Genomic DNA, 24,057 nt, shown 5'->3' with positions numbered 1-24,057 from the left:
TTTGAACTTCAAACTCGTATACGAGACGTTGACCTGTCGAGCGCATCTTTAGTATTCATATCAATGTTACCAATTGTTGCTTTAGTAATTTGGGCAACTCTAGCAACTGTGCGTTGGATGTTTAAGATACTCAACATATAGAATATCGATCTTTTGAATCCAAAGCCTCGCACTCGCGGGGCTTTGTTTTGCACGCAATAAAAAACTAAGTAACCTCAGTTCTGCTTAAGCGATAACTAATGCGTTAAGCTCTACGTCAGTTAAATTAAGGTGTGGCTTATTTTCTTTCAAACAATAAGCCACCAATCCAGCCACTAAATTCAACATAAAGCCGTTCATACTCCGATGTCTCGAATGTTCAATGAAAGATATGTTCTTGAGTTGGTCATTAATTGTTTCGATTATAAAACGCTTTGAAAGCATCGCTCTATCCCATAATGACATCGCTTTTGCCTTCATATTTTTGCGAACCGTCGTGATCAGCTTTACCCCTTTATCGAGCAAATCCGCTTCTAAAGCCTTACTTAAATACCCTTTGTCACCGAAAAATAGGGTCAGGTCTTTCTTCTTGCCTTTTTGTTGCTTGCGGCTAATCTTTAGATATTAATTTATACAAATTGATAGGTGAAAAGATGGCAAGGCCTCTTCGATTAGAGTTTGCGGGTGCGTTATATCACATAACTTCGCGGGGCAATGAAAGAAAGCCTATCTATTTAGATGAATCAGATTTTGAGGATTTTTTAAAAATCCTAGGAGATGTATGTGAACGCTATAACTGGGTGATCCATTCATATTGCTTGATGACTAATCATTATCACTTGCTCGTTGAAACACCTGATGCCAATTTAAGTAAAGGGATGCGGCAATTAAATGGTGTATATACGCAATGGTTTAATAGAAAACAGCGACGTGTGGGGCATTTATTCCAAGGACGATATAAGGCAATTTTGGTTGATAAGGATGCATATTTATTAGAGCTAAACAGGTATATTGTTTTAAACCCAATTAGAGCGAAAATGGCCGATAGCCTATCGGAGTGGCCTTGGAGTAGCTGGAATTATGTAATGGGTCAAGAGCCGATTCCCCAATGGCTTGCGGTAGATAAAATGTTACTGCAATTTGCAAAGTATAAAACAATAGCCAGACGTAAGTTTGCGCAGTTAGTAGAGCAAGGAAAAGGGGTGGATCCTTGGGGAAATATTTCAAATCAGGTATTTTTAGGTACTGCTGAGTTTGTAAAGGAACATTTAGAATTACTTAAAGAGCAGGAAGGCGATTTATCGGAAATACCCCAAAAACAAAGGCGCAGAGCAGCGGTACCATTAACAGAATACGCTCAACGGTTTAATAATCGTGATGATGCCATAAGAGCTGCTTATGCATCCGGTGGGTACACGTTGAAAGAGGTTGGCGATTATTTTCAGCTGCATTATTCTCGAGTAAGTAGGATAGTGGCAAAAAGAAAGACCTGACCATTGCGGTTTTGAGCCCATCAAACTTTGTTTGACCAGAGTCGCAGAACCTCGTAAAACGGGTACTGCGACGATTCAATGTTGATATACTTTTGAAAGTAATAGATAGGTAATGTGTAGATTTGCTTGTTTAAAAATCAAATCTAACGCCAGCTTGTAATTGAGACATGTCTTTGCCGGAGCTAGTAGTAGGTTTGCGTTGTTCATCGTTACTTAAGTCTTCGTATGCTACCCAAGCCCTTAAAGCTTTACTCAAATAACGTATATATTCGATTTTAACGGAATCTACATCACCTGATATATCACAACTGTCTATAGCATAACGAGTATGGATTTTATTTTTACCGAATAGGTAACTGGCATATAAACCACTACTTGTTCTATCTTCAGAGCTACATGCGTTAATTGCATTCTTATTACCCTCTACATCAGCATCTTTCAATCGAACCGTTCCAGTACTACTTCCCCCATAAATATCGTAGGTGTTGGTTGCTTTATGTACAAAAGCTGACAGTGTCACAGCATCATTAACATCCCACCAACCACGCAGCCCATAAAGGTTACCTTTATTATCGCCTTGGTTATCTTTAGACCAAGCCGCTTGCACTTTATAAGGTCCAGACTTATATTCTCCACCTAATTGCATTTGATCAACAGAGCTTCCATCTTGCCCTTTAAATTGTAACCCTGCACCAAAGTTCCAATTACCTTGTTTATAAAAATACTGTAGTAAATCATCGTCTCGTACATTACCTTGTCGAATAGTATCTATACCATCTGAAAAATAAGCGCTTCTAACATAGGTATTCCATAATAAAGTTTGAGACCCGAAATAAACTTCACCAAAATCACCTTTCAAACCAACGTAGGCTTGACGAAGAGTCGGGCCATTATTTTGAGTTAAATCAACTGCATTCTCTTCTCTCAGGCCATATTCAACTCTCGTGACTGCTGTTAAATTGTCATCTATTTTGATACTCGCTTTAGCACCTATACGACTCAAAAAGTCGCGGCCATTAGCCCCATCATCAGATGTACCTGCGTCAATATTATCTACACCTAAACGTATAGAAGCATAAAAATCTATATCCTTGATACTTGGCTCAGCTGCTTTTACATTACTAGTAATAGTAAGAAAAGACGTTAGAATAACCCCTACAAAAAGTGGACTAAGTTCTGATTTCATATAAACCTCTAATTATTTTTGTTACTAAATTTGTTTTTATTCAGTTGCTTATTAAAATTTAATTTTTAAGCATTCAAAATTAAGTTTATTTTACTGATAATCTAAAGGTTCACTTCACAGTCTAAACTTACTCACTTCATTGTTAATCTGTCTTCCTAAGTCGTGTAATTTTTGAGCTTGTTCAGCAGCTAATTGGCTTGCTTCAAACATTTCATCACCGACCCCTCGGATTGTCTCAGTATTGCGACTGATTTCTAAGGTGACAGCTGATTGCTCTTCAGCGGCGGTGGCAATTTGTGCTGCCATGTCATTTATCACACTAACCGATTCTAATATTTTACCGAGACTTTGATTCGCTTTTTGAGCATCTTCAACACTTTGGTTGGCCATTCCTTTACCTTTATCAGTCGCATCTACCGCTTTTAGTGCTGCGCTTTGTAGTGACTCAATCATGCCTTGGATTTCTTGAGTCGAAGTATAAGTTCGTTGTGATAAAACCCTTACTTCATCGGCAACTACAGCAAAGCCACGCCCTTGCTCCCCAGCTCTTGCTGCTTCAATTGCTGCATTTAATGCCAGTAAATTTGTTTGCTCTGAAATACCGCTGATAGTAGATAAAATTGATGTTATTTCTTGCGCATGTTTATTCAAATCACGAATAATTTCGCTCGCTTTTTCGACCTCATCAGCTAGGATTTTTGTAGATTTTTGACTTTGCTCAACGCCAAAACGGCCTTGCTCTGTAACGCTTACGCAGTTTTGTGATGATTGTGCCGTTTGTTCTGCATTAGCAGCGATTTCTTTTGTTGCCGCAGCCATTTCAGTTACCGCAGTTGCAACCATATGAATTTCACTTTGATGACGCTGTAATCTATCGTTTTGCTTATTTGTTGCTGTAGATACATCACCAGCTTCACTTAGCAATATTGTTGATGCGTCACTCAGTCGACTTATAATGCCATGTAATTGTTCAACAAAACGGTTAAAGCTCGATGCAAGTTGGCCTATTTCATCGCCACTATTCACTTCTAACCTAACTGTCAAATCGCCATTACCATTAGCAATAGCATCTAAATTTTGAGTGATAGAACTTAAGTTTTTGAGCATGATTTTTAACAAAAATGAGATGATAAACAGTACAAATATTAACATTGCAGTGCTGATGATCACTTGAGTAATAAGCTGGCTTCGTACAGGTGCAAATAAAGTATCTTTGTCCATTACTAAAATAATTGACCAGCTGGAGTTAGGAATAGCCTGTGCAAAAATAAGTCGCTCGCGATTATCTAAGGTCATTTCTTCTAAAGTATGCTTAGTCACTAGCTTTTCTAACAACTGACCCGTAAAGCTTTTATCGAGAGCTGATGCTTTAGTACTTTGTTTTTTTGTATCAGGATGAGCAACAACTTGATCGCTTTTGTCAACAATGATGGCATATCCATCGCCAGGTACATCGAGAGCATTTATATATTTAGTTAATTGAGCTAAAGTTAAATTAGCGCCAACTGCACCAACTATCTCACCTTCCTTTCTCACTGGCTCTGAAAGAGTAACCACATATTCTTGGGTGCTTGCAGAAACAAAAGGAGCAGCTAAAAAACTACCATTTTCTTCTAATGCACCTTTGTACCAACTCCGTACTCTGGGATCATAATTTGGTGGATTAAGGTTAGGGTCGTTACGGTACATTTCTCCTTGTTCATTACCATAGTAAACAAGCGAAAAACCTAAACTTTCTTTTACTTGGTCAAGCAAAATATAAGGTTTTACTTCAGGATGGTCAGCAATAACTTTAGACAGTTTAATAACAGCCTGACGCCTGTCATACATCCAATCACCAACCCCATTTGTAAATACATCTGAGACTAAATTTATTTCTTCTCGTAATGCGGAATCTATATTTTTTTGTAATGCATTTAAGCTCTGTATTAGCATCGCTATAAAAAATATAAAAAAGCAAAAAAAAGTAATAATTAATATTTTTTTTCGAAGGGAATACTTATCCATAAAGCGTTAACCACCAATAAAAAGAGCATATGCTCAAGCTGAAATAATTTACTGTTTTCATCAATCAACAAATGAATATTAGTAAACATTAGAAATTACACCAGCATAGCGATGTAAAATTTATTTATGATTCCCGGCTAAGGGTTGTAGAGATTTCACAGTGGCAGCTAAGTTATCAGCAAACTTGGGATGTCATGTTTTGCATTTACTTATGCTTTAAGATGAAACGCTACTTAGCTACTAAGGTTAGAATTTGCGAGTGTTTTATGTCACATCAATTAGTCATAATTTAAATATGAGCCACCGTTTTTGTACCACCACTCTATAAAAATTACCCTATTACTTGTAACTTATACGAGTTTGGGTGATGGTTTTTTAATATCTCTCTGTTTTAATTTAACTTTTTATTGGCACGTTTTACGCAGGAGTATGGTTACTAGGGTTAATTAAGGAACGCACATGCAAGTTAAAACAATACAAGAAGTGTACGACTGGACTGTACTATTTCATACCCAAATGGCGGCAAATTTTTTTAGTCTCAGAGACGATTTAGCAGAGCATAACCAAATGCTGGCAGACTACTTTGTTAAGTACGAAAAAAAGTTGGCTGAGGATTTAGTTGGTTTTAAAGCCATCACGGAGATCAATACCTTAGATACTTATTGTTACGAGTACTTTGCTGAAAACTCTGAACTGATTAATTTTACAGATTTAAACCGTGATACGCGTGTTGATGAGCAAGCCATGCAAGGTTATATATCAGATCAGCATCAAAAGGTGATCAATCTTTATCAATACTTACTTAGTCGTGCAGAAACGCCAACAGGTAAAGAGAAACTATCTCAATTGCTGGAGCTTGAACATCAAGGATTAAAGCAAATGATGCAAAGTGCTAATCGCCATATGGATATGTAATAGAAGATCTAATTTGGGTAGCGCATGCTATCCAAATTCAGCCATGTCTGTAAATCACACAAAGTCGATTAAAAAGCCTACTTTCTTCAAATATTTTTGCTCTTGTTGTAAATCAGCATGAAGCAAGGTTTGTTCATTGAGCCAATCCGCTGGGAACTGCAATAGCATACTATTGCCTTTTACTGATACTGCTAACTCTTGATGTTGATCGTTAAGGCGTTTTTGATTTAATAATATAGCTAGTCTGAGTAATACAATTAATTGTAATATTTGAAAGTGCGGCACCGAGAGTAAAGTTGGAAATTCTTCTAAACGAATTTTTTTACGGTAAAACCGTATCATACAGCTTAATAATGTTTGCTGTTGTTGAGTAAATCCTGGCAGCTGACTATTTTCAACAACATAAGCACTATGTTTGTGTAAGCCTGATGAGTTAATACCTAAACCCACTTCGTGTAATTGCGCTGCCCACACTAATAATTGATGATTATCTAATGAGTCGAGCTGCCATTCTTTTTGTACTTGTAGGAATAACCAATCGGCAGTATTTGCAACACGTTGTGCATGTACTTTATCTATTGTGTTTCTTTCGCTTAAATTAGCTATGGTATTGGTGCGTATATCTTTAAGCGCTAACTTTTGCTGCATTTCATGCAGTAAACCTTCACGTAGTGAAAAGTCGCTGTAATCCATTTCGGTAATATTAAACAGCTGAAAAATCGCGAGTAAAATAGTTAAGCCACCGCAAATACTTACTTGACGCTCCGGGCTTAAACCTTCAATAAGTAAGTTATCGATAGTTTTAGCGGCTATAAACTGAGTTTTAAGTTCGAGCAATCGCTCCAGTGTGATATTTTTTTGTTCAGGGTCATTAGCGTTGATCATGGCTAATATTGATTTAATGGTGCCTGACGTCCCCACTACCGATTGCCAGCCTGCACTAATGTAATTGGCAAAAATAACCTCAAGTTCTTGCTCTGCTTTTATTTGTGCTTTGCTAAAGCGTTTATCATTAATAATACCATCGGCAAAAAATTGCTTGGTATAGCTTACGCAGCCCATATTGCGACTTGAGAGCAGCTTATGTTTAAAATGCTTGCCAATAATTAGCTCGGTACTACCGCCGCCAATATCAATAACTAAACGGTTTTCATCGTGATGAACATAATGAGCTACACCTTGATAGATTAAGCGCGCTTCTTCTTGACCTGAGATCACATCAATATGATAAGGAAAAACTCTATTTGCCTGAGTTAAAAATGAATTAATATTTTTAGCTCGTCGTAATGTATAAGTTGCAGCAATTTTTACATTGCTCGCAGGGAAGTCTTGTAGCGTAGTAGCAAACTGCTTTAATATCGTTAATGCTCTATCTATGGCAGTTTGACTTAATTGATTTTTGTCGTCTAAGCCATCGGCTAAGTAAACGCGTTGTTTTTCTTTGTGGAGAATTTGCAAAGAGCCATCCACTTCTCTTGCGACCACTAAATGAAAGCTGTTTGACCCTAAGTCAACCGCAGCTATTGAGGGATAATCATTCATTATTGTAATTACCTTCCCATTTTTTTAAGTGATCATAAATAGCTATTTGCGAACGTATTTTTTTACGATTTCCGCGTCTAACATAATGATTTTTCTGTTCGCTATCAATGATTCTCGCTTTGGTACGATCTTTAAATTGCAGTTCAAGTACGTCAACAATGAGTTGTTTTAGTTTTTCATCATAAATAGGCACGCCAACTTCAACTCGATGATCAAGATTACGTGTCATCCAATCTGCAGATGAAATATAGACTTTTTCATCCCCATTATTACCAAAGATCATAACTCGCGGGTGCTCTAAAAAGCGATCGACGATACTAATTACCCGAATGTTGTCGCTAAAATTATTGAGTCCTGGCACTAAGGAACACATACCACGGACAATAATGCGAATTTTAACACCGCTACGAGCGGCCAAGTACAAACAATCAACCAGTTCTTTATCTACTAAGTTATTTATTTTTAATGTTATTTTACCGGTGTGACCATTTTCAACATGGGTTATTTCTTGGTGAATTAAACCAAGCAACAGCTGTCGAGCGTTCACTGGCGAAATCATCAAATGTTCGAACATAAACGGTTTATAACTGCTTTCAATAAACTTAAATACGCTATCACTTTCGTCACAAATACCTTGATGTTTAGTAAATAAACTAAAGTCTGTATAGATTTTGGCGGTTTTTTCGTGAAAATTACCAGTGCCAATGTGCGCGTACTTTACTATTTGACCTTTTTCACGACGATGAATAATACATAACTTACTGTGTACTTTGAGAGCTGGTATACCAAAAATAACTTTAATACCTGCGCCACTGAGTACTTTTGCCCACTCAATATTATTTTGTTCATCAAAGCGTGCTTTTAGCTCCACCATAACGGTGACTTTTTTGCCATTTTTTGCCGCGTTGATCAGTGATGAAATTAATCGAGATTTACTCGCAACACGATAAATGTTTACTTTAATTTGTGTTACTCGAGGGTCAAATGCTGCTTGGCGAACATATTCCAGTAGATGATTAAATGTATGATATGGATAATAAAGTAGAATATCTTGCTGACTAATTGCAGCAAACACACTGGCATGATTATTAAATGCTGTGCTTTGCAAAGCCGGTAATGATTTGTTTTCTAAATATTGCCGACCAACATTGGGAAAACCAATAAAGTCTCTAAAGTTACGATAGCGACCACCGGGGATCAACGCATCGTGATGAGTAACACCTAAGCGTTTTTTCATTACTTTGAGCATTGGCTCGGGCATCGCTTGGTCGTATACTAAGCGCACCGGCTCGGCATAAATACGCTGTTTTAGGCCCTTAGACATCTTATCTAAAATGCCTTCTTCTAGTTCGTCATCTAGGTTGTATTCTGCATCACGGGTCAGCTTGATTGCGTAGCCTTGGATCTCAGTAAAACTAAAAAAACTGCTAAATACGTCACTTAAAAAAAACAAAATAATGTCATCTAACATCACAATAGTTTTATGACGACGGGTTTTTTCGGGTGGTAAAATTACAAAGCGTGGTACGCGATCGGTAGGGACTTCTAACATCGCATAATGACTTTTGTCGTTAAACATTTCGACAAACAAGTACGTCATTGTATCGTTAATATGATCTGAGAAGTCTTTATTTTCATCCAGCATTATTGGCGATATATGCTGTAATACATTGTCGTGAAAAAATATTTTTAGCCAGTTAATATGAAATTCACTAAGCTGCTCGGGACGGTCAACATGAATGTTGTGGGTATTTAAATCATGGAGAATTTGCTGATGAATAACGTTAAATTTTTTACCAAGCTGCAAAACCTTTTGCTGAATTTGGGTCAGTAAAATTTCATCTTCATCAAAATTAGTATCTGGTAGTTTATTTAATAGAATGCGTCGTTTTACATCGGCAACCCGAACTCTGAAAAATTCATCTAAATTGTTTGAGAAGATCCCCAAAAAACGAATACGTTCAATAATCGGGTTATTTTTATCTTTAGCTTCTTGTAAAACGCGATCGTTAAAAGACAGCCAACTTAACTCTGGGGCAAAATAATTAATCGTTTGAGACACATCAGCGCAGGCGTTCATATTCTATTCCTTGGACAGCAACTGAACAAAATATAGAACACTTAGATGACATAAAAATGACAAACATGTCACTTTTATTACATGTTTGTCTTGCTATAGAAGATGGCTGTGAGGTGTGACTTAAGCGTCTTCAATATCAACAATTAAGTCGGATGTAATTGCTTCGAGTGCAGCAACAACTTCGTCTTTATTCATGCCCGTCGGCAAAGCAACGGTTGCAACGGCGCTGAAAATTGGTACACCCCAGTTTGGTGCGCTTTGCTGCTTAGAGTTTAAGTGAGTGATATTAGCCCCTTTGTGACGCAATACTCCTGCAAGTTCTTGAATAATACCTGGTCGGTCATTACCAGTTATCACAAAATTAAGCTGTTCAGCAGGTGTGTCTGGTAGTTCATGCGCGCCTGTTTCAATCCGTACTTCTAATTGTGGTAAGCCATGCAATGCATCTTGTAATTCTTGCAGATGCTCTGCTGGCACTGCTACTTCAATGATGCCAGCAAAGTGACCGGCTAAATGGCTTAAGTTACTGGTTAACCAGTTACCATTATGATTTAAAATTGCAGATGAGATGTCTTCTACAAGTCCCGGACGATCTTGTCCCAAAATAGTTATAACCAATTGCTTCATATAGATAATTCCTAAAGAGTGCCGTAATTAAATAATAAATGCCCAGGCATGAAATTATTGAATGATTAAAAAGAACCGGATTGAGTATTGACTCAGTCCCCAAATTTGTCCAATTTTTTTGCCAATAGTTCAATTTAAAAACAGTAAAATAGTGTGAGTTTACAGTCTGAATTATCTAAACTTTTGTTTATCAATAATAAAGCAATAAGTTGAAAGTTTTTCAAGTTATTGAATATAAACATTGTTTGTTTTGTTATGATGAATACCACAACAAAGTCTTAGCAATTATGACGTTTGTAACAATACTGTCATCTTGGTGAAATATAATCTATCCAACGTTAAGATTTATAGGTGTTTTGATGACTTCCAATCCGAATAAACCGTCTTTTAATACGGATAGAAGCCGTCTATTTAAAGATCGGTTTGCCAAATTTAGCATTACCGCTGGCGGTATTATGGTATTAATAGCTTTGCTATTGATATTCTTCTATTTATTGTATGTTGTGCAACCTATTTTTGAATCAGCGAAGGTAGAAACGCGCGATAGCTTTGCGCTTAGTAATGCTGAACAAATTGTTGGCCTAGGTGTTGAAGAGCAAACTGAAATTGCTTTTTTACTGAGCAAACAAGGTAAGGTTGATTATTACAGTGTTGAGAAAAAGGGCTTTGGTAAAAAGCTTGCTAGCTTGGTTGTGCCACTTGACAGCGAAGTGAGTAGTTTTGCAACCAGCGCGCCATTTCAAGGGCATTACGCATACGGACTAGAAAATGGTTCGGTGATGATAGTGTCACCTAAATTCTTAGTTACCTTTCCTAATAACGAACGTAAATTAACCCCGCGTTTGGGTTATCCACTTGGTGAAAAAACATTGCTGGTTGACGACAATGGTGCTGCCATTAAACAATTTGCATTTAGCCATTATGAAGATAAAACCGCTGTTGTTGCACAAACGGCTGATAAGCGTGTAATTTTTAGCAGTTTTGTTGCAGAAGAAAACATGTTCAGCGGTGAAGTTGAATGGGTTGTTGAACGCACTGAACTTGATGTTGAAGGGCGCGTAGACCAACTACTAATGTCGCCAGATACCACCCGTACTTTTGTGCGCTCAGCAAATCAAATTTATGTTTACGATACTCGCAATCCAAGCGAGGTTGAGCTGATCCAAATGCTTGCGGCGAATGAAGAAAATGCCAACTTGGTTTCGGCGCAATTATTAGCCGGTGCTAACTCGCTGATGCTAGCGAATGACAATGGTGAAGTTTCGCAGTGGTTTGAAATTAATACTGACGATGGCCGTGAATATCAGAAAATACGTGCGTTTGAAACCTCAAAGCAGCCTAAGCTAGATATATTCACTGAGTTTTATCGCCGTACGTTCTTTACCACCAGTTCTAATGGTGAGTTAGGCGTGTATTACACCACCAGTGAAGCAAAACTATGGCAAGGTAAAATCAGTGAAGGTCCGATTGAAAACTTTGCTATTGCACCACGCTCAAATGCGGCACTTATTCTAGCTGATGACAAATTAACCGTGGTTGAAATTCACAATGAACACCCTGAGGTGACTTGGTCAGCCTTGTGGCAAGAAGTGTGGTATGAGGGTTATCCAGAGCCGGGTTATATTTGGCAATCAACGTCTGCCGGTGATGACTTTGAAGCTAAGTTTTCTTTAGTGCCAATTTCATTTGGTACTATAAAAGCTGCTTTATATGCGATGCTATTTGCAGTGCCGATTGCGCTCTCTGCAGCAATTTACACCGCTTATTTTATGTCAGGTCCATTACGTAAAGTAGTCAAACCAACAGTTGAAATTATGGAAGCATTACCAACCGTAATTTTAGGATTTTTAGCAGGCTTATGGCTTGCGCCGTTGATAGAAGAGCATTTACCTGCGATTGTTGGCTTGCTGTTTATGCTGCCGCTGGGGATTTTAGCGACCGCATTTGCGTGGACTAAATTACCAGAAAGCTTTCGTCACCGAGTTCCTGAAGGGGCCCACTCAATCTTACTAATACCAGTATTGTTACTGATTGGTTGGTTAGCCTTTGCGATGAGCGGGGTGGTTGAGTTGTGGATGTTTGACGGTAATGTTCGCCAGTATTTGACTAACGAATTGGGTCTGACTTTCGATCAACGTAATTCACTGGTAGTCGGTATTGCGATGGGTTTTGCGGTTATTCCGACTATTTTCTCTATCGCAGAAGATGCTGTATTTAGTGTGCCTAAGCATTTATCAAACGGTTCATTGGCGCTAGGCGCAACACAATGGCAAACCTTGGTTAGTGTGGTGTTATTAACCGCCAGCCCTGGTATTTTCTCTGCTGTGATGATGGGCTTAGGCCGCGCCGTAGGTGAAACGATGATTGTACTAATGGCAACAGGTAATACGCCAATAATGGATTGGAGCATTTTCCAAGGTATGCGTACCTTAGCCGCTAATATCGCAGTAGAAATGCCAGAATCGGAAGTGGGTAGTTCACACTATCGGATCTTATTCTTAGCCGCTTTTGTATTGTTCATATTCACCTTTATTTTCAACACAATTGCTGAGTTTGTGCGTCAGCAGTTGCGTGATAAATACAGCTCGATGTAAGTGGGAGACACGACATGTTAAAGCAGTGGTTTAAGTCAGGTTCTCCTTGGATATGGATGACAGGTGGTGCAGTAAGTATCAGTTTGATTTCTGTCTTAGGGTTATTAGCAATGATTGCTTGGAAAGGGTTAAGCTTTTTCTGGCCATCACAAGTAGTGCAATTAGAGCTACAGGGCTCGGTTGCGCAGCAAACTGTAATTGGTGAAATATACGACCGTGAAATGGTGCCTAAATCGCGCCTTGAGGCAACCGGTGTTGATTTATCTGGTTATGATAAAGAGCAACTAGAGCGTTATTTAATTAAAACCGGTAACCGTGAATACGTTGATTTAGATTTTCGTTGGGTAATAGAAACTGACATAAAATCAAATACCATGCCTGCGGCTATAGCGGTGTTTGAACGCAGTAAAAACGGTAATTTTTATGGCTACGTCGAACAAGTAATAAAAGACGGCCAAGTGATCACCGATAATAAAACTGAAGTATAAGAAGAATTAGTTGAACTTGCCGTTGAGCTTAATGAGCAAGCGCTTGATTTGCAAAACGGTGACCTTGGGCATATTAAATATCAATTAGAGCGTTTACGTTTACAAGAGAAGTCGTATTTACTCGATGATGCACTGACCGATGAACGAGTGGCTGAGCTTGCGCAACAGCGTGCAGATCTAAGAGCCGAGTATGGCGTACTTGAAAAGCAATTGTTTGCACTGCGCAAACAAGCTAAGCGTGATCAGGTAACCGTAAAAGATATGCGCGGTGAAATTGTTACTTTGCCTTTATATCAGGTTTTGGATTTTTGGTTTCCTAATGACATGAGCTTTGTTGCAAAGCTAGGTCACTACTTTGTACAACTAGGTAAATTTGTTTCAGATGATCCGCGTGAAGCTAATACTGAAGGTGGTGTATTCCCGGCAATCTTTGGTACTGTTTTTATGGTAATGTTGATGGCTGTAATTGTAACGCCGTTTGGGGTTGTAGCAGCTATATACTTACATGAATATGCGGCTAAAAATGCGGTTACCAAGATGATCCGTATCGCGGTCATTAACTTGGCTGGTGTTCCTTCAATTGTTTACGGTGTATTCGGTTTAGGATTCTTTGTTTATGTATTAGGTGGCAGTTTGGATCAATTGTTTTATCCAGAAGCCTCACCTAGTCCAGTATTTGGTACTCCAGGGGTACTTTGGTCTGCTTTAACGCTTGCTATTTTAACGCTGCCTGTGGTGATTGTATCAACAGAAGAAGGCTTATCACGTATCCCAAGTACGGTTCGTCATGGCTCTTTAGCACTGGGCGCAACGCAAGCTGAAACGTTATGGCGTATTATCGTGCCAATGGCCAGTCCTGCGATTATGACCGGTTTAATATTAGCGGTGGCGCGTGCTGCTGGCGAAGTTGCACCATTGATGCTAGTGGGTGTGGTGAAAATGGCACCGACATTACCGCTCGATGGTAACTTCCCGTATTTTCATCTAGATCGAAAGTTCATGCATTTAGGTTTTCATATATACGACGTTGGCTTCCAAAGCCCAAATGTTGAAGCGGCACGTCCGCTAGTGTATGCCACCGCATTCTTATTGGTATCAGTAATTATTACACTGAATATCACCGCGATAGGCATACGTAACCATTTACGTGAAAAATTTAGATCGCTTGATCAATAATTAGTAAAGATTCTATAGGTAACAAACATGATTACAGTCGCTCCACAAGTAAACCAATCAAGCACGAGTTTGAAATTGGACTTAGACAATTTAAGCACCGAGCAAACGGCACTCGAGATCAAAAACTTAGATCTTTACTATGGTGAAAAACAAGCGCTTAGCTCAGTGAATATGAATATTCCAAAAGGCCAAGTAACCGCATTTATCGGACCATCAGGGTGTGGTAAATCTACGTTGTTGCGCTGTATTAACCGTATGAATGATCTGGTTGATATTTGCCGTATTGAAGGTGAAATTTTACTACACGGACAAAACATCTATGACAAAAAGGTAGATGTTGCAGCGCTGCGTCGTAATGTTGGTATGGTATTCCAGCGTCCGAACCCGTTTCCTAAATCAATCTACGAAAATGTGGTTTATGGCCTACGCTTACAAGGTATCAAAGAAAAACGTAAATTAGACGAGGTGGTTGAACAGTCACTGCGAGGCGCGGCACTGTGGGATGAAGTAAAAGATCGGCTTCACGATAGTGCATTTGGTTTGTCAGGTGGTCAGCAGCAACGTTTAGTGATTGCACGCTCTATCGCCATTGAGCCTGAAGTATTATTACTCGATGAGCCAACATCAGCATTGGATCCTATTTCAACACTGGTAATTGAAGAGCTTATCAACGATTTAAAAAATAAGTTTACCGTTGTTATCGTAACCCACAACATGCAACAAGCAGCGCGGGTTTCTGATCAAACGGCCTTTATGTACATGGGTGAATTAATAGAGTACTCAGATACCAATACGTTATTTACTACCCCAACGAAAAAGAAAACGGAAGATTATATCACCGGTCGTTACGGCTAGGCTGAGTCAAACTGTTTTTGGGTGACGTTAGCGATTTTGATAAGAAGGTAAACAATGGAACACAATATTAATAAGCATATTTCTGGCCGCTTTAACCAAGAGCTAGAAAACGTTCGCAACCATGTATTAAGCATGGGTGGCTTAGTTGAGCAGCAACTTAATAGCGCGCTTGATGCGGTAAGTAATGGCGATGCTGAGTTAGCGCGTAAAGTGCGTGAAAACGACTATAAAGTAAACGCCATGGAAGTAAATATTGATGAGGAATGTACCCGTATCATTGCTCGTCGTCAGCCAGCTGCAAGTGATTTACGCTTAGTAGTCGCGATTGCTAAAACCATTGCCGATTTAGAGCGTATTGGCGATGAAGCTGAGCGTATTGCTAAAGTTGCGCTAGATTCATTTACTAAAGATCAGCAAGATTTATTAGTTAACATCGAAAATATGGGTCGCCAAGTTTCAAAAATGCTGCATGATGTACTCGATGCTTTTGCACGTATGGATGTACAAAAAGCATTTGAAGTACATAAAGAAGATGCCAAGGTTGACCGTGAGTATGAAGCAATTACTCGTCAAATTATGACCTATATGATGGAAGATCCACGTTCAATTCCAAAAATTATGGATTTAGTTTGGTCGGTACGTTCATTGGAACGAATTGGCGACCGTTGTCAAAACATCTCTGAATACATTATTTACTTTGTTAATGGCAAAGATATTCGTCATACATCTCAAGAGGATATAGAAAAATCGTTATAGATTTTTTGATACCGTCTTGTTTTATTAAAGCGGCCAATGGTCGCTTTTCATGTTTTCGTTATAATTATAATGCTGTAGCGGCAGCTGTGATGTAATAAAAGCATTCACAATCGCGGTGAATGCTGTAAAATTCACGCCGCAAAGCATACTAATTTGATTTAAGGGTCAGTTATGCCTACAAACGCATTTTTAGGGGTATTCGCAAAATCTCCTATAAAGCCAATGGAAGATCACATCAAGAAGGTACATCAAGCAAGTAAAGCTTTGATCCCTTTTTTCAATCATGTATTTAAAGAAGAGTGGCAACAAGCAGAAGAGATTCGCTTGAACATTCGTACTTTAGAACGTGAAGCCGACGACATGAAAAGAAATATACGTTTACAGTTACCGCGCGGTTTATTTATGCCGGTAGAGCGTACAGATCTGCTTGAACTCGTCACCCAGCAAGATAAAATTGCTAATAAAGCAAAAGACATTGCTGGTCGTGTAATTGGTCGTGAGATGACCATTCCAAAAGAAATTCAAGTTAACTTTTTAGCCTATGTAACTCGCTGTGTTGATGCAACTAAACAAGCATCAAACGCAATCAATGAGTTAGATGAGTTACTAGAAACTGGTTTTAAAGGTCGTGAAGTGACCTTAGTAGAAAAAATGCTCGTTGAATTGGATGCAATTGAACAAGACACGGATGATATGCAAATCATAATACGTCGCCAATTACGTGACGTCGAAGATGAACTCAATCCTGTAGATGTAATGTTTTTATATAAAATCATCGAATGGGTCGGCGAGCTTGCGGATATCGCAGAACGCGTTGGTTCGCGTCTTGAGCTGATGTTAGCTCGGTAATTTACACTCAGTTCAATAACGAAAGATTAGGGTTACACAATGGATATCATTGCATCTTATGGCACGGTATTAATTTTAATTGCCGCAGCAGTCGGTTTTTTTATGGCTTATGGTATTGGCGCGAATGACGTTGCTAATGCGATGGGCACATCGGTAGGTTCAAAAGCATTAACTATTAAACAAGCTATTTTTATAGCGATGATTTTTGAATTTGCAGGCGCCTACTTAGCTGGCGGCGAAGTAACATCGACAATTCGTAAAGGCATTATCGATTCTACGCCGTTTTTAGACCTGCCAGAACTTATGGTATTAGGGATGATCTCGGCATTATTTGCAGCGGGTAGTTGGTTGCTAATAGCTTCATTCTTAGGTTGGCCGGTATCAACCACGCATTCAATTATTGGCGCTATCATCGGATTTGCCTTAGTTGCAGTTGGCAGCGAAGCGATTCAATGGGACAAAGTTGCAGGTATTGTGGGGAGTTGGATTGTTACCCCGGCGATTTCAGGGTTTATTGCCTACTTAATATTTATGAGTGCGCAAAAGTTAATTTTTGACACCGAGGCACCACTTAATAATGCCAAACGCTATGTGCCTATTTACATGGGTTTAGCCGGTTTTATCATGTCTTTAGTAACCATCAAGAAAGGTTTAAAGCACATTGGTATTAATTTAGGTGCTGTTGAAGGTTATGCATTAGCAATCGGTATTGCTGTTATTGTTGGTATTATTGGTAAAATCGTTATTTCTCGGTTAAAGATTGATCCAAAAGCCGATAAGAAAATGCAATTTAATAACGTTGAGAAAGTATTTGCTATCTTAATGGTATTAACCGCATGTTGTATGGCATTTGCTCATGGTTCTAATGACGTGGCTAACGCGATTGGTCCGTTGGCTGCAGTTGTAAACATTGTTGAAAATAACGGTGAGATAGCTAAGCAAGCGACAATCGCATGGTGGATTTTACCACTAGGTGGTTTCGGTATTGTTGCAGGCCTTGCAATTTTAGGCAAAAAAGTAATTAAAACGATTGGTGAAGGCATTACGCATTTAACACCAAGTCGTGGTTTTGCTGCTGAATTAGCTGCTGCTTCTACAGTTGTAATTGCATCGGGAACAGGCTTACCAATTTCTACTACACAAACCTTAGTTGGCGCGGTATTAGGGGTAGGTATGGCACGTGGAATTGCTGCACTTAATATGGGTGTGATCAGAAACATTGTAGTTTCTTGGGTAATTACATTGCCAGTTGGCGCTGCCCTTGCTATTGTTATTTTCTACATACTGAGAACTGCCTTTGGAGTTTAAATCCAGCAGTCTTTAAGTATTACAGACTTTTAGCTTGAAAAGATCTCAACGCCCTTGGTGTTGGGGTCTTTTTATTTGTGGGTACAAAAAGTATGACGAACTTACCAAGTATTAAACAGCTGCAGTATTTATTGGCAGTTCATCAGCATCAACATTTTGGCCGCGCCGCAAGTGCGTGTTTTATTGGTCAATCAACACTCAGCAGTGCAATTCAAACCCTTGAAGAAACACTCGGTTGCCAACTCATAGAGCGTGAAAATCGTAGTTTGATGTTCACAGCTATCGGCGAAGAGGTAGTAGAGCGGGCACGCAAAATTATTGACGATACGCTAAGTGTTAGAGAGCTGACTAAAAGCCATTTAACACCGCTAAGCGGTACGCTCACACTTGGAGTTATTCCAACGATTGCTAGTTTTATTGCGGCACCTCTCTACCACCTTTGTCAGCAACAGTTTGCTGATTTAGAGTTGGTACTGGTTGAAGACACCAGTGATAGCTTGTTAGATAAACTCGAACATGGCCATATCGATATGGCGCTGTTGGCACTACCTTACGATACTGATAAATTTCATACTCAAGTACTCGCGCAAGATCACTTTTGCTTAGTACATCATAAAGACTATTTACCTGCTAAGAATATAGAAGATTTTAACTTGTTACCGGAAGCCAGCGTGTTCTTATTAGAGCGAGAGCATTGTATGACAGGGCACGCATTAAGTGCTTGTCATTTAAATCGTTCAAGCTGTATCAATCCGTTTGAAGCGGCGAGCTTACACACCTTACTTAGCATGGTTGAGCACCAGTTCGGTGTGACTTTCTTACCGCAAATGGCGATTAACGCGGGTATTTTAGCGAACAAAAATATGCTTGCCACTCCTTCACAAAGTGACGCTTACCGCGATATTGGCATTCTGTGGCGCAAAACAACCGGTCGTATTCGAGATTTTCGTTTATTTAGCCAAATGCTAGAAAGCTTTTTAAAGCAACAATGCCGTTTAATGGCGGATGAATAGCTCATTTAGGTGAGCTTTTTTATTTATTTTCATTTATTTTTATCTTTTCCAAACTATCTGCTTCACTCTATCGACTAACCTCATAAGTAAAATAACTAAGCATCGAGAATCGTGTTTTTTCAATCAATAGAAACATTAATCGCCAAAGCACAACAAGGAAATAAGCGCGCCTGGCTTAAGCTGGTTAAGCAGCATGAAAGCCAAGTTTATAACTATTGTTTGCGGATGCTAAGTAACCCAGATGATGCCATGGACTTAATGCAAGAGGTGTTTATTTCGGTGTATAAAAGTCTGCCGAACTTTCGTGGTGAGTCGAGTTTTAATACTTGGGTATTTCAAATTGTGCATCGGCGTAGCGTTGAATACTACCGCCGTCGCAAGCATTATCAGAGCTTAGATGATGTGCCAGAACAGGCCTGTGAACACAGTGAATTAGAAGGCAATCGTGTAGCACAGGCCCAGCATCAGCAATTAAAAAGTATGTTGAATAAGTTACCGTGGGAGCAGCGTTTAGTGGTGGAGTTGAAATTTTTCCAGCATTGCACCTTTGAAGAGATTGCTGAGCAATTAGATATTTCAACTAATACTGCTAAGTCGCGGTTATACAGTGCATTAGGAAAATTAAAAGTTCATTTGGAGGCCGTAGATGGCTAGTTTAGAGTCGCTTTTTGAGCAATGGTTAGATGGTAAAGTTTTGAGCGATAAACAATTGCAGCAGCTCGAAAATGATCCCGAATATGCAGCGTTGATGAGCCAAGCGCAAGTATGGCAACAACATAGCCGTGACTATAAGGCTGTACCTGTACCAATCTGGGATCGCCAATCAACAATATCGCAGTTCTCCGCTGTGCGTGTGTTTAGCGTCGCTGGAACGTGGGCTGTTGCAGCATCAGTATTGGTTTGTTCGTTAATCTTTTTAGTTATACCGCAATCAGATACGCAGGGGTTACTTGCACAAGTAACGAAACAAACACATTTATTGCAGTCTCAACAAAAGCAAATTGACCAAATGCAAAAAATTATTACTGCGCAAAATCAATTGCAGCAACAGCAGATGTATCAATTAGCAAAAGAGGCCATTGCAACAGGACGAGTTGAACGCCAAGAAGATATTGCCAGTTTAATCACTTACATCAAAACCCAGCGAGCTCAAGATCAAGCGTATCTACGGATGCAATTAAATGATTTAGCCGAACAAGTACAAGAGCAGCCAACAGCCGCGATTGCGAAAAATTAGGAGTATAGAGCATGAATAAAAAACTTATCAGCAGCGCCATAATGGCCATACTTGGGTGTTTAAGTGCTAATGTATCTGCGCAAGCCCCAGCGGAGTTGGCATCAATACAGCGTGAAGTAGCAATAATGGAAAACATTTTAAGCAGCGCGTTAAAGCAAGATACCAATAAAAGGATCCGTGCGATTCAAGCCAACTATTTTGTTAAGCAGGGAGTGGTATTTGAGCTGGACGTAAGAGGCTCTAGCCGCTGGCAGACTATTTTTAGTAACGCACCTAATGCGCCGTTACCACCACTGCCTGAAATTGATTTTGCTAATATGGATATTGAAATTATCAGTGATCAAGTAGAGTTTATTACCGAAGATGTTGTTGAATCATCACGAGAAGCTTATCAACAAGCGATGGAACTAATGCGTGAAGGCGCAGAACAAGTGCGCGAAATTGCAGAGCAAGAGCGTGATGTGGGCCGAAAGTTGCGGGATTTAGAGCGTGAAAAGCGCGATTTAGAGTTTGCCAGCCGCCATGATAATAGCGCCGAAGAGAAACAGCTTGAACAACGCAAAAAAGCGTTAGAAAAAGATATCGCGAAGCTGGAAAAACAACAAACTACACTCACTAAACAGCAGCAACAGCTACGCCAAAATATCAATGCAAAGCATGCCGAGCGTGAGCAACAACAAGCCGCAGAGCAACAACAGTTACTGGAGCAAGTAAGCACAAGTATCAGTCTTACGTTATGTGATTACGGTAGTGGTTTACGTAGTCTGCCAAACGACGAGCATGTGAGTTTTGTTCTTAAAGGGCTCGGCGATAAAAATACGAGTTTAATAAAAGTATTTAATAAATCAGATATTAAAAAGTGTGTCGCCGGCGATATCAAAGCCAGCGTACTGACTAAAAAAGCTATTAGCTACCAATTTTAATTAGCCGAGCTGATATTAACTGAGCTCAATTAATAACTTATCCCTGACCAACAAGCAGCCGTGTTACAAAGGCTGCTTTTCGTTATGCCCTTCATATTCAAACTGTTTATTGAATGGCGTAATATCTGGTAAAAATAACAAATAAACCCACACCACTAAGTTAAAGTAGGGGATCAAACCTAAGCAGGTAAAAGTTACAACCGGGTAACCTTTGATACTGGCATATCGATAGCATTGGTAAGTTATCCCTAAGTTTACCGCTAATAGTAACACTATTAATTGCATCATAATTCACTCCATAAATTGACAATGATACTAATAACAACATGTTAGTTTGTGAGTGGCATGTTGCTATGATTTAACGATGTCATGTGAAATTTCGATTATCATCATAATCACAAGACATTTATCGCCCGATGAGCAAAGTATAGATGAGTTATCACAAGATGGAAGTAAAAAAATGCGTAGATTTGTATGAAAAGTTCGCTATTTTAGCTAGGTGGTTGTTCGTAAAAAGTTTTGTTTTGATAAATTTTTTGTAACTGATGTTTGATTTTTTCTACGGGCACCGGGCGTGAAATAAAGTAGCCTTGGCCATAATCAACACCTATTTCTTTTAGTGCTAAAAAGATCTCTTCATTTTCAACATATTCAGCAACTGAACGCTTATTGAGCGAGCGACTAATATCATTTATTGCTTTAACTAACGCCAAGTCGATTGGATCATTGAGCATATCGCGAACAAACGAACCGTCTATTTTTACATGTTGAGCTGGCAGCTGTTTAAGATAATTAAAGGTGCTAAAGCCAGTGCCAAAGTCATCAATTGAAAAATGACAGCCCAAGCGATTGAGCTTTTCGATCATCGCACGAGTGGCAGTTAAATTATTGATACTGGCGGACTCGGTGATCTCAAAAATAACCCGAGTAGGGCTGACATCGCACTTTTCAAGGGTCGATTCGATATGCGGTAATAGGCGTTCATCTAAAAACGATTGCGCAGATAGGTTTATTGCAACTTGATTTAGTTCAGGGTTAGCGGCAATGGCAGAAATTGCATTGCTGATCACACATTGATCCATTAAGTAAGTGTCGTTCAATAATTCAAGTGACGGAATAAATTGGTTTGGATAAACCAGTTCACCGTCGAGTTTTAAGCGTAACAGTGCTTCAAAATAAGCGACACCACCATGTTTAAAGTCCCAAATCGGCTGGTAATGCAATTCAATTTGGTTTTGTTGCAATGCTTGGCGAATGCTGTGTCCCCACTCTAATCCAGCTTGCAAGGTGTTATGGCTGGCATCTTCTTTAGAGTAACAATGAACCAAATTACGGCCTAAGCTTTTAGCAACGTACAAGGCAATATCAGCTTGTTTTAAGCATTCACTCGGATCATGGTTCGCTGCTGTTATTTGCGTTAAGCCAATTGAGCAGCTAATTGAATAAACTTGTTCTTCAGATTTAAACTGGTGACCTTCAATAGCCATACAAATACTTTCAGCTATCAAGTGTGCATCAAGCAGATTCATATTATTTAAGATCACCGCAAATTCATCACCACCAATGCGACACACTAAGTGTTCATCACTGATATTGGCGTTAAATAGTTGCGCAACTTCTTTAAGAACTATATCGCCTTGTTGATGACCTTTACTGTCATTAATTATTTTAAAATGATCGAGGTCAATATAAATTAAAGCGTGTTCTATGTCGCCATTAGTGCGTTGCGGCTGGCAAATTCGATTGAGTTGTTGATCAAAATAATAGCGGTTATGTAAGCCGGTTAAGGTGTCATGAAGCGCTAAATGGCGCAGCTGTAATTCAGCTTGTTTGCGCTCATGAATATTATCTATTGTGGCGGTGATCGTGGCAGCATTACTGCTGTTTTTGATTAGTTGTAAGCGGCACTCAACCCAAATAGCTTGACCATCTTTATGAATAATTTGCACTTCAACCTGCTGTTGCAAGGCACCGCCATGCAAAATACTGCTAATTGTTTGCAGTAGTTTATCTTTGCAATCATTGATACAAAAGTCAGAGAGTGCTTTGCTCAAGGTTTGTTTTATGCCAAACCCACTGAGTGCTTCCCACGCAGGGTTGATAAAACGAATGCGGCCTTGTTGATCAAATTCAAGCACCACAGTATTAAGATGTAATAGTATCCGCTGATGGGCTGAAAATAGCTCCTTATAGCGGCTTTGACTTTGACTTAGCTGTTCTACTTTTTGTGCAAACTCTGCATAACTGACCATAAAATCTTCACGGCGCGCAGCATGGTCGCATACTTTACTTAACAAGGTTTGTTCATACGGTGCACGAATAAAATCAGTAACCCCTGAAAGCAATAGTTGTTCAGCATGATCGGCATCTTTTGTATCAATAATAGTTACAATGGCTTGTTTTGGGTTGTGTTGTAAAATCTCTTCAACTAATTGACTGGCAGCTCCTGCGTGTGCTGCGGTTGCATCAAGTAACACAATGGCAAACTTTTGCTGCAAATAGATTGATAATGCTTGTTTATTACTAGAAACATGGGTGCAGGCAAAGTTTAGCTGTAGTTGTTGCGTTATTTCGGCGGCTTTACTACTGTCGGTTTCGAGCAGCAACAAATCTAAGCGACTGCTTTTTTCTAAATGCGTTGATAATACATTTGCCAGTACCTGTGGCAGCATATCTTGGCGTTCAAATGGTAATACCGCATCTATGCCATAACTGCGTGCTGTCGTTTCGGCTATTCGCTCACAATAGATAGGCGGAGTAAGCACAATTGGTGTGTTTTTTGGGGTTTTTAATAACCCTGAACGGATCATCCGAGAAAATCGCCAGCCATCGATTTTACCAACATTTAGACCGGTAATAATGACATCGACCGCTTGAGATTTAAGAATTTCGAGGGCTTGTTGGCTATCGGCCACTTCAAGGAAAGTAAATACATTGAGCCGATTTAAGGTTGACTTAACAGCCTGACGCTCAGCGACACTGGCGTTTAAGATCAGCAAAGTTAGCTGCTTAGCCATTTATGTCACACC

At 39.4% G+C, this 24,057-nt stretch carries 18 protein-coding genes and 2 pseudogenes; 12 read left to right on the top strand and 8 right to left on the bottom strand.

The genetic code is table 11. From position 1 onward, the window contains the following. Positions 1-225: 225 nt before the first annotated feature. Positions 226-561, bottom strand: a pseudogene (locus H5200_RS09010) (transposase); the annotation flags it as partial. A 71-nt stretch (positions 562-632) separates the two neighbouring features. Here H5200_RS09010 and H5200_RS09005 point away from each other — a divergent pair. Next, complete coding sequence (locus H5200_RS09005) at positions 633-1,472, top strand: transposase (RefSeq protein ID WP_182761344.1); 840 nt, start codon at positions 633-635, stop codon at positions 1,470-1,472. Positions 1,473-1,602: 130 nt separating this feature from the next. Here the strand turns inward: H5200_RS09005 and H5200_RS09000 are convergent, their stop codons facing one another. After that, positions 1,603-2,658, bottom strand: a complete 1,056-nt coding sequence (locus H5200_RS09000; RefSeq protein ID WP_182761343.1) for a porin — start codon at positions 2,656-2,658, stop codon at positions 1,603-1,605. Between the two features lie 114 nt (positions 2,659-2,772). Then, positions 2,773-4,593, bottom strand: coding sequence for a methyl-accepting chemotaxis protein (locus H5200_RS08995; protein WP_259399194.1), 1,821 nt, complete (start codon positions 4,591-4,593; stop codon positions 2,773-2,775). A gap of 531 nt (positions 4,594-5,124) precedes the next feature. Here H5200_RS08995 and H5200_RS08990 point away from each other — a divergent pair. Next, complete coding sequence (locus H5200_RS08990; RefSeq protein WP_145238201.1) at positions 5,125-5,580, top strand: hypothetical protein; 456 nt, start codon at positions 5,125-5,127, stop codon at positions 5,578-5,580. A gap of 54 nt (positions 5,581-5,634) precedes the next feature. On the opposite strand, the gene H5200_RS08985 is transcribed toward H5200_RS08990, so the two are convergent. The 3 genes from H5200_RS08985 to H5200_RS08975 all read right to left on the bottom strand — a co-directional run bounded on the left by H5200_RS08985 (position 5,635) and on the right by H5200_RS08975 (position 9,829). Next, on the bottom strand, positions 5,635-7,122 hold the full coding sequence (locus H5200_RS08985; RefSeq protein WP_182719198.1) for an exopolyphosphatase: 1,488 nt from the start codon (positions 7,120-7,122) through the stop codon (positions 5,635-5,637). Next, complete coding sequence (gene ppk1, locus H5200_RS08980; RefSeq protein WP_182740448.1) at positions 7,115-9,202, bottom strand: polyphosphate kinase 1; 2,088 nt, start codon at positions 9,200-9,202, stop codon at positions 7,115-7,117. The genes H5200_RS08985 and ppk1 overlap by 8 nt, the downstream gene beginning before the upstream one ends. Positions 9,203-9,322: 120 nt before the next feature. Further along, positions 9,323-9,829 carry a glycine cleavage system protein R gene (locus H5200_RS08975; RefSeq protein WP_149980525.1) on the bottom strand — a complete coding sequence of 169 codons (507 nt, stop codon included), beginning with the start codon at positions 9,827-9,829 and terminating at the stop codon, positions 9,323-9,325. A 359-nt stretch (positions 9,830-10,188) separates the two neighbouring features. Here H5200_RS08975 and H5200_RS08970 point away from each other — a divergent pair, with 359 nt between their 5' ends. The 10 genes and pseudogenes from H5200_RS08970 (at position 10,189) to H5200_RS08925 (ending at position 21,028) form a co-directional block, all read left to right on the top strand. Then, complete coding sequence (locus H5200_RS08970) at positions 10,189-12,423, top strand: ABC transporter permease subunit (RefSeq protein WP_182761341.1); 2,235 nt, start codon at positions 10,189-10,191, stop codon at positions 12,421-12,423. A gap of 14 nt (positions 12,424-12,437) precedes the next feature. After that, positions 12,438-14,087: pseudogene (gene pstA / locus H5200_RS08965) on the top strand (phosphate ABC transporter permease PstA). Between the two features lie 27 nt (positions 14,088-14,114). Then, positions 14,115-14,942 carry a phosphate ABC transporter ATP-binding protein PstB gene (gene pstB / locus H5200_RS08960; RefSeq protein ID WP_145238219.1) on the top strand — a complete coding sequence of 276 codons (828 nt, stop codon included), beginning with the start codon at positions 14,115-14,117 and terminating at the stop codon, positions 14,940-14,942. A gap of 54 nt (positions 14,943-14,996) precedes the next feature. Further along, positions 14,997-15,698 carry a phosphate signaling complex protein PhoU gene (phoU, locus tag H5200_RS08955; RefSeq protein WP_064668157.1) on the top strand — a complete coding sequence of 234 codons (702 nt, stop codon included), beginning with the start codon at positions 14,997-14,999 and terminating at the stop codon, positions 15,696-15,698. 171 nt (positions 15,699-15,869) lie between these two features. Continuing rightward, positions 15,870-16,547, top strand: coding sequence for a TIGR00153 family protein (locus tag H5200_RS08950; RefSeq protein ID WP_145238222.1), 678 nt, complete (start codon positions 15,870-15,872; stop codon positions 16,545-16,547). Positions 16,548-16,586: 39 nt separating this feature from the next. Continuing rightward, the gene (locus H5200_RS08945) at positions 16,587-17,855 is read left to right on the top strand and encodes an inorganic phosphate transporter (protein ID WP_182719201.1); all 1,269 of its coding nucleotides are present in this window, start codon (positions 16,587-16,589) and stop codon (positions 17,853-17,855) included. Positions 17,856-17,947: 92 nt separating this feature from the next. Beyond that, positions 17,948-18,868: a hydrogen peroxide-inducible genes activator gene (locus tag H5200_RS08940; RefSeq protein ID WP_149980528.1), complete on the top strand. Its 921-nt coding sequence runs from the start codon at positions 17,948-17,950 to the stop codon at positions 18,866-18,868. A gap of 111 nt (positions 18,869-18,979) precedes the next feature. Then, positions 18,980-19,522: an RNA polymerase sigma factor gene (locus tag H5200_RS08935; RefSeq protein ID WP_182735511.1), complete on the top strand. Its 543-nt coding sequence runs from the start codon at positions 18,980-18,982 to the stop codon at positions 19,520-19,522. Next, positions 19,515-20,105, top strand: a complete 591-nt coding sequence (locus H5200_RS08930; protein ID WP_182761340.1) for a hypothetical protein — start codon at positions 19,515-19,517, stop codon at positions 20,103-20,105. The genes H5200_RS08935 and H5200_RS08930 overlap by 8 nt, the downstream gene beginning before the upstream one ends. Before the next feature lie 11 nt (positions 20,106-20,116). After that, positions 20,117-21,028 carry a hypothetical protein gene (locus H5200_RS08925; protein ID WP_182761339.1) on the top strand — a complete coding sequence of 304 codons (912 nt, stop codon included), beginning with the start codon at positions 20,117-20,119 and terminating at the stop codon, positions 21,026-21,028. Between the two features lie 63 nt (positions 21,029-21,091). Here H5200_RS08925 and H5200_RS08920 read toward each other — a convergent pair whose 3' ends face one another. Beyond that, positions 21,092-21,316, bottom strand: coding sequence for a hypothetical protein (locus tag H5200_RS08920; protein ID WP_145238241.1), 225 nt, complete (start codon positions 21,314-21,316; stop codon positions 21,092-21,094). 203 nt (positions 21,317-21,519) lie between these two features. Then, on the bottom strand, positions 21,520-24,045 hold the full coding sequence (locus H5200_RS08915) for an EAL domain-containing protein (protein ID WP_182761338.1): 2,526 nt from the start codon (positions 24,043-24,045) through the stop codon (positions 21,520-21,522). Between the last annotated feature and the right edge of the window lie 12 nt (positions 24,046-24,057).

The sequence above is a fragment of the Pseudoalteromonas sp. SG43-7 genome (genome assembly GCF_014164295.1).
Lineage (GTDB): Bacteria > Pseudomonadota > Gammaproteobacteria > Enterobacterales > Alteromonadaceae > Pseudoalteromonas > Pseudoalteromonas rhizosphaerae.
The sequence above is the reverse complement of the archived record's forward strand: the minus strand, read 5'-3'. Positions and strand labels throughout refer to the sequence as shown.